Source organism: Pseudomonas sp. IPO3747 (assembly GCF_013385245.1).
In the GTDB taxonomy this organism is placed as follows: Bacteria; Pseudomonadota; Gammaproteobacteria; order Pseudomonadales; family Pseudomonadaceae; genus Aquipseudomonas; species Aquipseudomonas edaphica.
This window is the reverse complement of the sequence record NZ_JACAQL010000017.1, coordinates 32,908-48,213: the sequence shown is the minus strand read 5'-3', so window position 1 is coordinate 48,213 and position 15,306 is coordinate 32,908. Positions and strand designations below refer to the sequence as shown.

The window sequence follows — 15,306 nt, the reverse complement described above, 5'->3', positions numbered from 1 at the left end:
GATTCAAGCCGGAGTGAGGGCATGCCGAGCCTAGGCGAGGCACCAAGTGGTGGGGCGAAGACCTTTTGGTTACTTTTGGGGCGTTTGCCAAAAGTGACCCGCCGTAAGGGCGGAACCCTAAGTGGCCGTTACCGCAGCAACGGATATGTACTCAATCAACCCAACCCAACCCAACCCACCACAAGATGGAACTTTGCCAACAAAAAACCACCTGAATCCGGTAGGCTCACCCTTTTTACTTCAAGGAGTTACCCCCATGGCCAAAGCCACCGCCCGCCACATCCTCGTTTCCACCGAAGACAAGTGCAACGAACTCAAGGCCCAGATCGAAGGCGGCGCCGATTTCGCAGAAATCGCCAAAGCCAACTCCAGCTGCCCATCCAGCCGCGACGGTGGCAACCTGGGTTCGTTCGGCCCAGGCCAGATGGTCAAGGAATTCGACACCGTCGTCTTCAGCGCCCCCGTCAACACCGTGCAAGGCCCGGTAAAAACCCAGTTCGGCTACCACCTGCTGGAAGTCACCAGCCGCCAGGACTGATCCTGCCTGCACTAATGCTATAAACAACGGCCCGCCTTTTGGTGGGCCGTTGTGCATCAAGTGACTGGCAACCCATAAGCCGTTAACGTACAAATCCCTATTACTGTTCACCCGGCGCTCAAGGCTGATAATGCGATTGGTTTTTTCCACAAAACTCTTCAGCTCCACCCTGGCCCTGCTACTGGCCAGCACCGCCGTGATCGCGGCCCCGCAAACCTACCTCACGGTATACGGCGAACCGGCCAAGTACCCCACCGGCTTCACCCATTTCGACTACGCCAACCCCAACGCGCCCAAAGGCGGCAGCCTGCGACGCTCAGCCATCGAAATCGGGCGCTTCGACCATGTATTGCCGTACATAGACAAAGGCATCGGCGTCTCCCAGGTCGACGGCTGGCTCTACGCCCCGCTGGCCCAGCGCTCCCTGGATGAGCCCTACACCGTTTACGGCCTGGTCGCTGAAAAAATGGAACGCGCCGACGACGGCCTGTCGCTGCGCTTCTACCTCAACCCCAAGGCACGCTTTGCCGATGGCACGCCGATCACCGCCGAAGATGTACGCTACAGCTTCGACCTGCTGATGACCCAAGGCAGCCTGCGCTTTCGCACCCTGTTCGCCGACGTCAAACACGTCGAAGTCGAAGGCGAGCGCCAGGTGCGCTTCGACTTTTCCAGCAATGAAAACCGCACCCTGCCTCTGGATATCGCCACCCTGCCGGTATTCCCCGAGCATTGGTGGAAAACCCGCGACTTCGCCAACGGTGGCGGCTACGAAGCGCCGCTGGGCAGCGGCCCGTACAAAATCAGCAAAATCGACTCCGGCAGCACCATCACTTTCACCCGCGACCCCGACTGGTGGGGCAAGGACTTGCCCGTCAGCCGGGGCCTGTACAACTTCGACCACTTGAGCCTGGAGTACTTCGGCGACACCGAGGTGGCCCGACAGGTGCTGCGTGGCGGCGCCTATGACTTCAACCGCGAGTTCTCCGCTACGGGCTACTCCATCGGCTACAACGGCCCGGCCCTCGACGATGGCCGCCTGCAACGTGCGCACTTGGCCAAGGAGATGCCGCAACCGGCCCAGGGCTACGTGTTCAACGTGCAAAAACCGATGTTCAAGGACCGCCGCGTGCGCCAGGCGCTGGCGATGCTGTGGGACTTCGAATGGGCCAACCGGCAGATGATGCGCAATATGTACATCCGCCAGCAGAGCTTCTTCTCCAACAGCCCGCTGGCTGCAAGCCAACCGCCGACCCCAGAGGAACTGGCGATTCTTGAGCCACTGCGCGGCCAGGTGCCGGACGAAGTGTTCACCCAGGTGTTCAAGGCGCCGGTCACCGACGGCAGCGGCATGATCCGTGACAAACAGCTGCAAGCCCTGGCACTGCTGGAAGCCGCCGGCTGGACACCCAAGGGCGACAAGCTGGTCAACGCCGACGGCGAGCCACTGGAGTTCACCTTCCTCAATGCCCAGGCCGGCCTTGAGCGCCTGTTGCTGCCGTACAAGCGCAACCTGGCGCAGATCGGCATCACCCTGAATATCCGCCGCATAGACTCGTCCCAGTACGTCAACCGCATCATGGCCCGCGACTACGACATGATCGTCATCGGCTTCCCGGTCACCACGTCGCCAGGCATGGAGCTGTACAACTACTTCGGCTCGCAGGCCGCCTACGACCCTGGTGCGAACAACTACATGGTGCTCAAAGACCCCGCCGTCGATACCCTGATCAGCGGGCTGGTCAAAGCCAACACCCAGGCACAGATGCTCACCTATGCCCATGCCCTGGACCGCGTGCTGCAATGGAATTACCTGTGGATCCCCAACTACTACCCGCCCGGCACCTCGGCCGCGTGGTGGAATCGCTTCGGCCGCCCGGCCATCGAGGCCAAGAACGACGAAGCGCTGGAAACCTGGTGGGAAATCAGCCCCACACCACTGACGAATGAGCAAATGAACGCCGAGCTGAAAAAACGCGGAGGAACGCGCTGATGTTTGCCTATATCGTGCGGCGCCTGCTGCTGATTATCCCCACGCTGGTGATCATCCTGCTGGTCAATTTCGTGATCGTGCAGGCCGCGCCCGGCGGCCCGGTTGAACAGGCCATTGCCCACCTGCAAGGCATCGGTGGCGGCGGCATTGGCGGTGGTGGCGGCGAAGCCGTCAACGGCTCGCGCGCCAGCCGTGGCCTGGACCCCAAATTGATCAAGGACATCGAAAAGCAATACGGCTTCGACAAGCCCGCGCCGGAACGTCTGTGGCTGATGCTCAAGAACTACGCCCAACTGGATTTCGGTAACAGCTTCTTTCGCGGCAAAAGCGTGATCGACCTGATCCTGGAAAAAATGCCGGTGACCATTTCCCTCGGTTTATGGGCCACCTTGATCACCTATCTGGTGTCGATCCCCTTGGGGATTCGCAAGGCCGTGCGCCACGGCAGCAGCTTTGACGTGTGGAGCAGCACCGCGATTGTCATCGGTTATGCGATGCCGGCCTTCCTGTTTGCGATGTTCCTGATCGTGCTGTTCGCCGGTGGCACCTCGCTGAACTGGTTCCCGGTGCGCGGGCTGGTCTCGGAGAACTTCGACGAACTCAGCACAATCGGCAAAATTGCCGACTACTTCTGGCACCTGGTGTTGCCCGTCAGCGCCCTGGTGATCGGCGGGTTCGCGACGCTGACCATCCTCACCAAAAACTCATTCCTGAATGAAATCACGCGCCAATACGTGGTCACCGCCCGTGCCAAGGGCTTGAGTGAACGCCGGGTGCTCTACGGCCATGTGTTTCGCAACGCCATGCTGCTGGTGATCTCGGGGATTCCCCAGGCATTTATCAGCGTGTTTTTTGCCGGTTCCCTGTTGATCGAAGTGATCTTTTCCCTCGATGGCCTGGGCCGCATGAGCTACGAAGCCGCCGTATCCCGCGACTACCCGGTGGTCTTTGGCTCGTTGTTTATCTTCACCCTGTTCGGGCTCTTGATAAAACTCATCGGTGACCTCTGCTACACCCTGGTGGACCCGCGTATCGACTTCGCCGCGAGGAACGCCTGATGCTTAATCTGTCTCCGGTGGCCCGTCGGCGTTTCGAGCGCTTCAAGAAGAACCGCCGTGGCTGGTGGTCGCTGTGGCTGTTTATCGGCCTGTTTATCCTGACCCTGGGCGGCGAGTTGATCGCCAATGACAAACCCTTGGTGCTGAGCTTCAAGAACGAGCTGTATTTCCCGGTGTTCAAGCGCTACACCGAGCAACAGTTCGGCGGCCAGTTGCCCTTCCAGGCCGACTACCGCAGTGACTACGTGCAAAAGCTGATCAAGCAGGACGGCGGCTGGATGCTGTTCCCGCCGATCCCGTTCAGCGACGACACACCCAATTACGAATTGACCCGCCCTGCCCCCAGCCCGCCCTCGGCGGTGAACTGGCTGGGCACCGATGATCAATCCCGCGATGTGCTGGCGCGGGTCATCTTCGGCGCACGGGTGTCGATCCTGTTTGCCCTGGCACTCACCGCCATCAGTGCCGCCATCGGCATCGCCGCCGGCGCCTTGCAGGGCTATTACGGCGGCTGGGTCGACCTGCTCGGTCAGCGCATTCTGGAAGTGTGGTCCGGACTTCCGGTGCTGTACCTGCTGATCATTTTGTCCGGCTTTGTCGAACCGAATTTCTGGTGGCTGTTGGGGATCATGGCGCTGTTTTCCTGGCTGGCCCTGGTGGACGTGGTGCGCGCCGAGTTCCTGCGCGGGCGCAACCTGGAATACGTCAAGGCCGCACGCGCCCTGGGCCTGGGCGATGGCAAGATCATTCGCCGGCATATCCTGCCCAACGCCATGACCGCCACCTTGAGCTACCTGCCGTTTATCTTGACCGGGGCAATTTCAACCTTGAGCGCCCTGGATTTTCTCGGGTTCGGCATGCCCGCCGGCAGCGCGTCCCTGGGCGAACTGATTGCTCAGGGCAAGCAAAACCTGCAAGCGCCCTGGCTGGGCCTGACGGCATTTTTCACCTTGGCGCTGATCCTGTCGCTGCTGGTCTTTATCGGCGAGGCATTACGTGATGCCTTCGACCCACGCTCATGAGTAATTGCGTATGAACCTGATCGAGATCCGCGACCTCAGCGTCGCCTTCAGCGGCCAGACCGTGGTGAGCAAACTGTGCCTGGACGTGCGTCCTGGCGAATGCCTGGCCTTGGTCGGCGAGTCGGGTTCGGGCAAGTCGGTAACCGCCCACTCGATTCTGCAATTGCTGCCAGACGCGGGCACGCACACCACAGGCTCGGTGAAGTATCGCGGCCAGGAGCTGATCGGCGCGTCGACGGCCACGTTGCAAAAGCTGCGCGGCAACCGTATTGCGATGATTTTCCAGGAGCCGATGACCTCGCTCAACCCGCTGCACAGCATCGAAAAACAGATCGGCGAAACCCTGCTGCTGCACAAGGGCCTGGGCGGCAAGGCGGCGCAGTCACGCATTCTTGAGCTGCTCGAACTGGTGGGCATCCAGAAACCCCAGGAGCGCCTCAAGGCTTACCCGCATCAACTCTCCGGCGGCCAGCGCCAGCGGGTGATGATCGCCATGGCCCTGGCCTGCGAGCCGGAGCTGCTGATTGCCGACGAACCCACCACCGCGCTGGACGTGACCGTGCAGCGCAAGATCCTGCTGCTGCTCAAGTCGTTGCAACAACGCCTGGGCATGTCGCTGCTGCTGATCAGCCATGACCTCAACCTGGTGCGCAGCATTGCCCAGCGTGTGTGTGTAATGCGCGCCGGGGAGATTGTCGAGCAGGCCGACTGCGAGACGCTGTTCACTGCGCCGCAACACCCCTACAGCCGCCTGCTGCTGGATGCCGAGCCGTCCGGCGATGCGCTGTGCAGTGATGAACGTGAGACGGTGTTGCAAGTCGACGACCTGAGCGTGCAATTCCCCCTCGGCGGCGGGCTGTTCAGGCGCAAAACCTGGCTACGCGCAGTCGACGGCATCAGCCTTAGCGTGCAGCGCGGCAAAACCTTGGGGATTGTCGGCGAGTCCGGCTCGGGCAAATCCACCCTCGGCCAGGCGATCCTGCGCTTGCTCGATTCCACCGGCAGTATCCGTTTTCAGGGTGAAGCCCTCGACCCGCTGAACAACCAGCAGATGCGCCCATGGCGCAAGCAGATGCAGGTGGTGTTCCAAGACCCGTTCGGCAGCCTCAGCCCGCGCATGTCGGTGCAACAGATCATCAGCGAAGGCCTGGAAGTGCACGCGCCGTGCAGCCTGGCCGACCGCGATGCGCAAGTGATCCAGGTGCTCAAGGACGTGGGCCTCGACCCCGCCAGCCGTCATCGTTACCCCCATGAGTTTTCCGGTGGCCAGCGTCAACGCATCGCGATCGCCCGCGCCTTGGTGCTCAAGCCTGCGCTGATGCTGCTGGATGAACCGACCTCAGCCCTCGACCGCACCGTGCAGAAACAAGTGGTGGCGCTGTTGCGTGAACTGCAGGAAAAATACGGCCTGACCTATCTGTTTATCAGCCACGACCTGGCGGTGGTGCGGGCCATGGCCCACGACATGATCGTGATCAAGGACGGCAAGGTGGTGGAGCGCGGCGCGAGCCATGTGGTGTTCGACGCGCCGCAACATCCCTACACCAAAGAGCTGCTGGCGGCGGCGCACATTCCCTTGTAGGCGCTGGCTTGCCTGCGATGGCGATCTTGAGGACGCCATCGCAGGCAAGCCAGCTCCCACAGGACCGTATTCCAATCATATTTTGCGTTGGCAGTGTGAGCATGAACATCAGCGACAGCCTCAAGGACTACCAGCAGGTTCGCGGCCTGGCCATCCAGTCGCTGTTCGAGATCATCGAGCAGTCCAGCGAAGGCACGGTGATTGTCGATCGCGACGCGAATATCGTGTGGATGAACGAGCGCTACGCCAAACGTTTTGGTCTTAAAAGCGCCGATGAAGCCATCGGCCAGCCGTGCGAGCAGGTGATTTCCAATAGCCTGTTACGCCAGGTGGTGCGCAACGACCAGCCGATTCTGCTGGATATCCAGGACACGCCCAAAGGCCCGCTGGTGGTGATGCGCCTGCCGATCCACGATGACGCAGGCGTGGTGATCGGCGCGATTGGATTTGCGCTGTTCGATGAGCTGCGCAACTTGTCGCCGCTGATCGAGCGCTACCTGAGCATGCAGCAGGAGCTGGCCTCCACCCGTTCGCTGCTGCGCTCGCGCCAGAGCAAATACAACTTCGCGCATTTTATTGGCACCAGCGCCGCCAGCCTGGAAGTCAAACGCCGGGCACGACGCAGTGCGAGTGCGGAGTCGCCCGTGTTGCTGCTGGGCGAAACCGGCACCGGTAAAGAGTTGCTGGCCCAGGCCATCCACGGCGCATCAACGCGCGCCCATAAAGCATTTGTCAGCATCAACAGCGCGGCCATTCCCGGCGACCTGCTCGAAGCCGAGTTCTTCGGCACCGCACCGGGCGCCTTCACCGGCGCCGACCGCAAGGGCCGCCCCGGCAAGTTGCAAATCGCCCAGGGCGGCACGCTGTTCCTCGATGAAATCGGCGACATGCCACTGCCGCTGCAAAGCAAACTGCTGCGGGTGTTGCAGGAAAAGGAATACGAGCCGGTGGGCTCCAACGAAATGGTGCACAGCGATGTGCGGGTGATTGCCGCCACGTCCATGGACCTGGAAGCGGCGATCAAGCGCGGCGAATTCCGGGCGGACTTGTATTACCGCCTGAACGTGCTGCCGATCCAGGTGCCGCCGTTGCGTGAGCGCCTGGAAGATATTCCGGCGTTGAGCGAGGCGATTCTTGAAGAGTTGCGCAGCCAGCATGAGCTTGACCGCGAAGCCTTGGCGTTGCTGGCGCAGCACGCGTGGCCGGGGAATATCCGTGAACTGCGCAACGTACTGGAACGCGCGGCGTTGTTGAGTGATGACCTGGTGCTGGATGCCGAAGAGATTCGCGCGGCGATCGGCACGTTCAGCCCGGTGGCCCGTGGGCGGGTGGAGACGGTCGAGGGCGAGACATTTGCGGCGGCGCGGGAGCGCTTTGATCGGGAGGTGATTGCGGCGGCACTCAAGGCCTGTGAAGGCAATGTGGTGGAAGCCGCCAAGCGGTTGGGGCTGGGTAGATCGACCCTGTACAAAAAAATGGTGGCATTGGACATGAGCGAGTCTCAATAAATAGACACAATTCCAAAAACAAAGACAGTCCACCGGGGGAGCTGGCTTGCCTGCGATAGCGGCCCATCAGTCAATACCTATTGAACTGAACCACCGCTATCGCAGGCAAGCCAGCCCCCACTTTTGATCCTTGTCAGTCTCAAAAAAGAGACAATCTCAAGAATTGCACCCGCACAAAATAATAATATCTATATATTTCAACAACTTAGTCAATTGGCACACATCTCGCTATAGCCCCTCTCCAACGCACCATCCCCACAAAAATAACAATTCGATCTGGAGACACACCATGAGTGTGATCATTGCCCTGGCAGCCCTCGCGCTGCTGATGCTGGCTGCCTACCGTGGCTACAGCGTGATCCTGTTTGCCCCCATCGCCGCCCTCGGCGCCGTGCTGCTCACCGACCCGTCCGCCGTCGCCCCCGCGTTTACCGGGGTGTTCATGGAGAAAATGGTCGGCTTCATCAAACTGTATTTCCCGGTGTTCCTGCTCGGCGCGGTGTTCGGCAAGCTGATTGAGCTGTCGGGCTTTTCGCGCTCGATTGTGGCCGCCGCCATCCGCTTGCTTGGCACGCGCCAGGCGATGCTGGTGATTGTGCTGGTCTGCGCCCTGCTCACCTACGGCGGCGTGTCGCTGTTTGTGGTGGTGTTTGCGGTGTACCCGTTTGCGGCGGAGATGTTCCGCCAAAGCAACATTCCCAAGCGCCTGATCCCGGCGACCATCGCCCTCGGTGCGTTTTCGTTCACCATGGACGCCCTGCCCGGCACGCCGCAGATCCAGAACATCATCCCCAGCACCTTTTTCAACACCACCGCCTGGGCAGCGCCGTGGCTGGGTTTGATCGGCACGGTCTTCGTGTTCTGCACCGGCATGCTCTACCTGGCGCGCCAGCGCAACAAGGCACAACGTGCCGGTGAAGGTTATGGCACCGAGCTGCGCAACGAGCCGGAAACCGCCGACAACCTGGCGCTGCCCAACCCGTGGGTCGCGCTGTCCCCGCTGATTCTGGTGGGCGTGATGAACCTGCTGTTCACCCACTGGATCCCGCAGTGGTACGGCAAGACCCACAGCCTCAGCCTGCCGGGCATGAGCGCGCCGGTGACCACCGACATCGCCAAGCTCACGGCGATTTGGGCGGTGCAGGCGGCGTTGCTGGTGGGCATCGTCATGGTGCTGGTGTTCGGCTGGTCGGCGATCAAAAGCAAACTCGCCGAAGGCAGTAAAAGCGCGGTCAGCGGCGCGCTGCTGGCGGCCATGAACACCGCCTCGGAATACGGCTTTGGCGCGGTGATCGCCTCGCTGCCGGGCTTTCTGGTGCTGGCGGACTGGCTCAAGGGCATCCCCAACCCGCTGGTCAACGAAGCGATTACCGTGACCCTGCTGGCCGGTATCACCGGCTCTGCCTCCGGCGGCATGAGCATCGCCTTGGCGGCCATGTCCGAGAGCTTTATTTCGGCGGCCCATGCGGCCAATATCCCCCTTGAAGTGCTGCACCGGGTTGCGGCCATGGCCAGTGGCGGCATGGACACCCTGCCCCATAACGGCGCGGTCATCACGCTGCTCGCGGTCACCGGGTTGACCCACCGCGAAGCCTACAAGGACATCTTCGGCATCACGATCATCAAGACCCTCGCGGTGTTCGTGGTGATCGGTACTTTCTACGCCACCGGCATTGTGTGAGGTTTTCATGACGACTTTGAATGGCAAGACCGCCCTGGTTACCGGCTCCACCAGCGGCATTGGCTTGGGCATCGCACTGAGCCTGGCCAAGGCCGGTGCCAACCTGATCCTCAACGGTTTTGGCGATGCCAGCGCGGTGATCGCCCAGGTGCAGGCGTTTGGCGGCAAGGTCGGGCATCACCCGGCCGACGTCAGCGACTCGGCGCAAATTGCCGACATGTTTGCCTACGCCGAGCGCGAGTTTGGCGGCGTCGACATTCTGGTCAACAACGCCGGCATTCAGCACGTGGCGGCCGTGGAAGACTTTCCGGTGGAGCGCTGGGATTCGATCATCGCGATCAACCTGTCGTCGGTGTTCCACAGCACGCGCTTGAGTCTGCCGGGCATGAAGGCCAAGGGCTGGGGGCGCATCGTCAATATCGCGTCGGTGCATGGCTTGGTCGGCTCGGTGGGCAAGGCCGCCTATGTGGCGGCCAAACACGGTGTCATCGGCCTGACCAAGGTGGTGGGCCTGGAGACCGCCACCGGTAACGTCACTTGCAACGCCATCTGCCCCGGCTGGGTGTTGACGCCGCTGGTGCAAAAGCAGATTGATGATCGCGCGGCCAAGGGCATTGATCCGCAGCAGGCGCAGCATGATTTACTCGCGGAAAAACAGCCGTCGCTGGAGTTTGTGACGCCGCCGCAGCTGGGTGAGTTGGTGTTGTTCCTGTGCAGTGAAGCTGGCGCCCAAGTGCGCGGCGCCGCGTGGAACATCGACGGTGGTTGGCTGGCCCAGTAAATCAGGCACTGAAGATCACATGTGGGAGCTGGCTTGCCTGCGATAGCGGTGGGTCAGTAACCAATGAGCTAACTGACCCACCGCTATCGCAGGCAAGCCAGCTCCCACAGTTTCGACCTGTGTTGGCTGGAGGTTTTGTACAAAAACAAGAGATTGCGCAAATGTCCGAGATCCTCTGGCAACCCTCCCCCGAACGCATCGCCAACACGCGAATGGACCAGTTCCGGCGCTTCATCAACCAACACTACGGCGTGCAGCTGCGCGACTACCCAGCCCTGCACCAGTGGAGCATCGACCAGCGCCCAGCCTTCTGGCAGGCGATCGTGTCCTTTTTCGACGTACACTTTCGCAACCCGCCCAGCACCACACTGATCGAAGGCGCGGCAATGCCCAGCGCCGAGTGGTTCCCAGGCGCGACCCTGAACTTTGCCGAACACCTGCTGCGCCGTCGGGATGCTCACCCGGCGGTGGTGGCGGTCAGCGAAGAGGGCCAGCGCGAACAACTGACCTATGCCGAACTGGCCGAGCATGTCGCAGGCTTGCAGCGCAGCTTGCGGGCGGCCGGTGTAACCCAGGGCGACCGCGTGGCTGCGTGCATGCCCAACACCTGGCAAACCCTGGTCGGCATGCTTGCCACCACCAGCCTGGGCGCGATCTGGTCGTGCTCCTCGCCGGACTTCGGCACCCAAGGCGTGATCGACCGTTTCGGCCAGATAGAACCCAAAGTGTTGATCACCTGCGCGGGCTACCGCTACGCCGGCAAAAACATCGACCAAAGCACCAAACTCAATGAAATCCTCGAACGCCTGCCGTCCCTGGAACAGTTGATCATCGTGCCGTATGCCCGGCCCCAGGCGCGCGTCGAGGACTACCGCACCCACGCCAGGGTCGCACTGTGGAACGACTTCTACCAACCCGGCGGCGAGCCTGAATTTGCCGCGGTGCCGTTCGATCATCCGCTGTATATCCTGTACTCCAGCGGCACCACGGGCGTGCCCAAGTGCATCATCCACGGCACCGGCGGCGTGCTGCTCACCCACCTCAAGGAACACGGCTTGCACGCCGACCTGTCGCGCGAAGACTGCCTGTTCTACTACACCACCTGCGGCTGGATGATGTGGAACTGGCTGGTGTCAGTGCTGGCCCTGGGTGCCACGGCGGTGCTGTATGACGGCTCGCCGTTTCACCCCGGCCCCGAGCGGCTGATCGACCTGATCGACGCGGAAAAAATCAGCGTATTCGGTACCAGCCCAAAGTTTCTCGCCACCCTGGAAAAGGCTGGCCTGCAACCGCGCCTGAGCCACGATTTGGGCAGCCTCAAAGGCCTGATTTCAACCGGCTCGCCGCTGTCGCCGCAGAGTTACGACTATGTGTACCGCGAGATAAAGGCCGAGTTGTGCCTGTCGTCAATGTCGGGCGGCACCGATATCGTCTCCTGCTTTGTGATCGGCAACCCGGTGCTGCCGGTGCGGCGCGGCGAAATGCAGTGCAAGAGCCTGGCCATGGCCATCGAAGTGTGGGACGACCAGGGCCAGCCGCTGGTCGGGGAAAAAGGCGAGCTGGTGTGTACCCGGCACTTTCCGGCCATGCCGATTGGCCTGTGGAATGACCCCGACCAGAAAAAACTGCGGGCTTCGTATTTCAGCCAGTTCCCCGGCGTATGGGCCCAGGGCGACTACGCCGAGCAGCGCCCCAATGGCAGCCTGCTGATTCATGGGCGCTCCGACGCGGTGCTCAACCCCGGCGGTGTGCGCATCGGCACCGCAGAAATTTATCGCCAGGTGGAAAAAGTCCCGCAGGTCCTGGAAAGCCTGGCCATCGGCCAACGCTGGCAGGACGATGTGCGGGTGGTGTTGTTTGTGCGGCTCAACGAAGGCATCACGCTGGATGACGCGCTGGAGCAGCAGATTCGTCAGGTGATCCGCGCCAACACCACGCCGCGCCATGTCCCGGCGAAGATCCTCGCCGTCAGCGACATACCGCGCACCATTAGTGGCAAGATCGTCGAGCTGGCGGTGCGTAATGTGGTGCATGGCGAGCCGGTCAAAAACACCGATGCCCTGGCAAACCCGCAGGCGCTGGAACAGTTTCGCAACCGCCCTGAGCTGGCGGACGGATGAAAGGTTTCAGCTCTGACGCACTGATTTGAAGACAACCCCTCAATGCATGCTATTTTTCGAGGGGTAGTCAGCCGTTCCCGTCTCGCGGGATAATCGGCTGTTGTCGTATTTCAAAGTGTCAGGTGCAGGGCTTTTTCATGAATGGAACATCCACCGGTAGCGAAGCCGCCGCATTGATTGCGCGGCTGAACTGGGCGCAAAGCCCGCTCGGTGAGGCCGATGACTGGCCGCAAAGCCTGCGCACAGCCGTCGATATCGTCGTCCATTCACCGATGCCGATGCTGCTGTTGTGGGGCAGCCAGCTTACCCAGCTCTATAACGACAGCTTCGCCGTGCTCGCGGGCAACAAGCATCCCGAGGCGCTGGGCCGACCGGCCCATGACACCTGGCCGGAGCTTGAGAGTTTTACTGCGCCGATCTACGACGCGGTGCTCGGCGGCCAGGTGCGCACCTTCAGCGAACAGCGCTTTGTGCTGCAACGCAATAACCGCGACACCGAAATCTGGCTCGACCTGACCTACAGCCCGGTGCGCGACGAAGGCGGCAGCGTGGCCGGGATTCTGGTCACCGCCATCGAGACCAACGAGCGGCGCAGCAAAACCCTCGAACTGCAACAGCGCTCCGAAGACAGCCTCAAGGCCCAGCACAACAGCGAACAACGCCTGCAACTGGCACTGGCGGCAACCGATGCGGTGGGCACCTGGGACTGGGATATCGGCGAAGACCGCTTTATCGCCGACGCCCACTTTGCCCACTTGCACGGTGTCGACCCGCACGACGCCGGCCTGCTCCCCATCAGCGACTACCTGCACGGCGTTCACCCCGAAGACCGTGGCATGGTCGCGCGCAGCATCAAGCATTGCATCACCTTCGGCACCGAATACGCCGAGGAATACCGCCTGCTGCAGGCCGATGGCGAGGTGCGCTGGGTGTTTGCCCGCGGCCGCTGCTACAAGGACCACCAAGGCCGCCCGGCGCGTTTCCTGGGGGCCGCGCTGGACCTGACCGAGCGCAAGCAGACCGAACAGGCGCTGCGCCAAAGCCAGACCGAGCTGCAACTGATCATCAACGCCATGCCGGTGCTGATCGGTTATGTCGACCACGAGCAGCGCTTTCGCCTCAACAATAGCGCCTACCTCGATTGGTACGGCATGACGCCCCAGGAGCTGTACGGCAAAAGCATCCGCGAAGTACTCGGCGACGAGGTGTATGCCGGGCGCGCGGACAAGATCGACGCCGCGCTGCGCGGCAAGGCCTGCAGTTTCATGACCATCACCCCGCACCGCGATGGTCGGCCGCGCCATGCGCTGATGAAGTACTTGCCGCGCTTCAGCAATGACGGCTCGGTGAATGGTTTCTACATTTTTGTGATCGATGAGACCGAACGCAAACTCACCGAAGAAGCCCTGCGCCACCTCAACGAAAACCTTGAAGAACGCGTGGCCCAGCGCACCCAGGCATTGGCCGAGGCCAACCAGCGCCTGCAAAACGAGATGTTCGAGCGTGAGCGCGCCGAAGACGCACTGCGCCATGCACAAAAAATGGAAGCGGTCGGCCAGCTCACCGGCGGTATCGCCCATGACTTCAACAATATGCTCACCGGCATTATCGGCAGCCTGGACTTGATGCAGCGCTATATCGCCGCCGGGCGCAGCGACGAAATCGGCCGTTTTACCGATGCGGCCGTGTCGTCCGCCCATCGCGCGGCCGCCCTCACCCACCGGCTGCTGGCCTTCTCACGCCGCCAATCGCTGGACCGCCGGCCACTGGACCCGAACGAGCTGGTGGCGTCCCTGGAAGATTTGTTCCGTCGCACCAAAGGCGCGCATATCACGCTCAAGGTGCAATTGGGCAAAGATATCTGGCCGGTCAACACCGATGCCAGCCAGCTGGAAAACGCCTTACTCAACCTGGTGATCAATGCTCGCGACGCGATGCCCGACGGCGGCGAATTGCGCATCGAAACTGCCAACAGTTACCTGGACGGCACCGACATCACCACGCTGGAGCCGGTCAAGGCCGGCGACTACGTGATGCTCGGCGTCTGCGACAACGGCACCGGCATGGCGCCGAAGATTCTCGCCAAGGCCTTCGACCCGTTCTTCACCACCAAGCCCATCGGCCAGGGCACCGGCCTGGGGTTGTCGATGATCTACGGCTTTGCCCAGCAATCCGGCGGCCATGTGACCATCCAAAGCGAACCCGGCCAGGGCACCTGCGTGCGCCTGTACCTGCCGCGGTTGCACGGCACCGCGCTGGAAAGCAACCTGCCGCCGCATTTGGGCGAAGCGCCGCTGGCACTCGCCGGTGAAGCGGTGGTGGTGGTCGAGGATGACCCGGCGGTGCGCATGCTGGTGGTCAATGTGCTCGCCGAGCTGGGCTACACCGCTCACCAGGCGGCAGATGCGCGCACCGCGCTGCCGCTGCTGGAATCGGACCTGCGCGTGGACCTGCTGGTCACCGATGTCGGCCTGCCGGGCATGAACGGCAGGCAACTGGCCGAAATCGCCCGTCAGCACCGGCCGGGCCTGCGCGTATTATTCATGACCGGTTACGCTGAACAAGCCGCCGAGCGCCAGGGCTTCCTGGAGGACGGCATGGACATGGTGGCCAAGCCGTTTTCCATTGATCTGCTGGCGACTAAAATCCGCAGCATGATCAACGTCGACGAATGAGTTCAGGCATAATCGCGCGCCGTCGCACACCTGGTAGAACCTTATGAAAGCCCAAGCCCGTCATATTCTGGTGAAAACCAGTGAAGAAGCCGAACAGCTCAAGCAGCGCATTGCCAAGGGCGAAGCGTTTGATGTGCTGGCCAAAAAGTACTCCACTTGCCCCTCCGGCAAGCGCGGCGGTGATTTGGGTGAAGTGCGGCCTGGGCAGATGGTGGGAGTTATTGATGCGGTGATCTTCAAGAAGCCGGTGAAGGTGGTGCACGGGCCGATCAAGAGCAAGTTTGGTTACCACCTGGTGCAGGTGTTTTACCGCGACTGAGGGGTTGGCTCAGGACCGCTATCGCAGGC

11 protein-coding genes are annotated in these 15,306 nt (G+C 61.7%); all 11 read left to right on the top strand.

The window, feature by feature from the left end:
* Nucleotides 1-256: 256 nt before the first annotated feature.
* Entirely contained in the window at nt 257-538 is a 282-nt protein-coding gene (locus HX790_RS20465) for a peptidylprolyl isomerase (RefSeq protein ID WP_010210937.1), read from the top strand.
* Nucleotides 539-668: 130 nt separating this feature from the next.
* Nucleotides 669-2,531, top strand: a complete 1,863-nt coding sequence (locus HX790_RS20460; protein WP_017136939.1) for an extracellular solute-binding protein — start codon at nt 669-671, stop codon at nt 2,529-2,531.
* Complete coding sequence (locus HX790_RS20455; protein ID WP_069788428.1) at nt 2,531-3,589, top strand: microcin C ABC transporter permease YejB; 1,059 nt, start codon at nt 2,531-2,533, stop codon at nt 3,587-3,589. The genes HX790_RS20460 and HX790_RS20455 overlap by 1 nt, the downstream gene beginning before the upstream one ends.
* A complete protein-coding gene (locus HX790_RS20450; protein ID WP_043050504.1) occupies nt 3,589-4,611 on the top strand; it encodes an ABC transporter permease in 1,023 nt (340 codons plus the stop codon). The genes HX790_RS20455 and HX790_RS20450 overlap by 1 nt, the downstream gene beginning before the upstream one ends.
* A gap of 10 nt (nt 4,612-4,621) precedes the next feature.
* Nucleotides 4,622-6,193: an ABC transporter ATP-binding protein gene (locus tag HX790_RS20445; protein WP_017136941.1), complete on the top strand. Its 1,572-nt coding sequence runs from the start codon at nt 4,622-4,624 to the stop codon at nt 6,191-6,193.
* 101 nt (nt 6,194-6,294) lie between these two features.
* Complete coding sequence (locus tag HX790_RS20440) at nt 6,295-7,701, top strand: sigma-54-dependent Fis family transcriptional regulator (RefSeq protein WP_176992023.1); 1,407 nt, start codon at nt 6,295-6,297, stop codon at nt 7,699-7,701.
* A gap of 289 nt (nt 7,702-7,990) precedes the next feature.
* A complete protein-coding gene (locus tag HX790_RS20435) occupies nt 7,991-9,382 on the top strand; it encodes a GntP family permease (protein ID WP_099489563.1) in 1,392 nt (463 codons plus the stop codon).
* A 7-nt stretch (nt 9,383-9,389) separates the two neighbouring features.
* Nucleotides 9,390-10,163 carry a 3-hydroxybutyrate dehydrogenase gene (hbdH, locus tag HX790_RS20430; RefSeq protein ID WP_176992022.1) on the top strand — a complete coding sequence of 258 codons (774 nt, stop codon included), beginning with the start codon at nt 9,390-9,392 and terminating at the stop codon, nt 10,161-10,163.
* 161 nt (nt 10,164-10,324) lie between these two features.
* On the top strand, nt 10,325-12,283 hold the full coding sequence (locus tag HX790_RS20425; protein ID WP_176992021.1) for an acetoacetate--CoA ligase: 1,959 nt from the start codon (nt 10,325-10,327) through the stop codon (nt 12,281-12,283).
* Nucleotides 12,284-12,420: 137 nt separating this feature from the next.
* Complete coding sequence (locus tag HX790_RS20420) at nt 12,421-14,958, top strand: PAS domain-containing protein (protein ID WP_176992020.1); 2,538 nt, start codon at nt 12,421-12,423, stop codon at nt 14,956-14,958.
* Nucleotides 14,959-15,001: 43 nt separating this feature from the next.
* The gene (locus tag HX790_RS20415) at nt 15,002-15,277 is read left to right on the top strand and encodes a peptidylprolyl isomerase (protein ID WP_010564624.1); all 276 of its coding nucleotides are present in this window, start codon (nt 15,002-15,004) and stop codon (nt 15,275-15,277) included.
* The last annotated feature ends 29 nt before the right edge of the window (nt 15,278-15,306 follow it).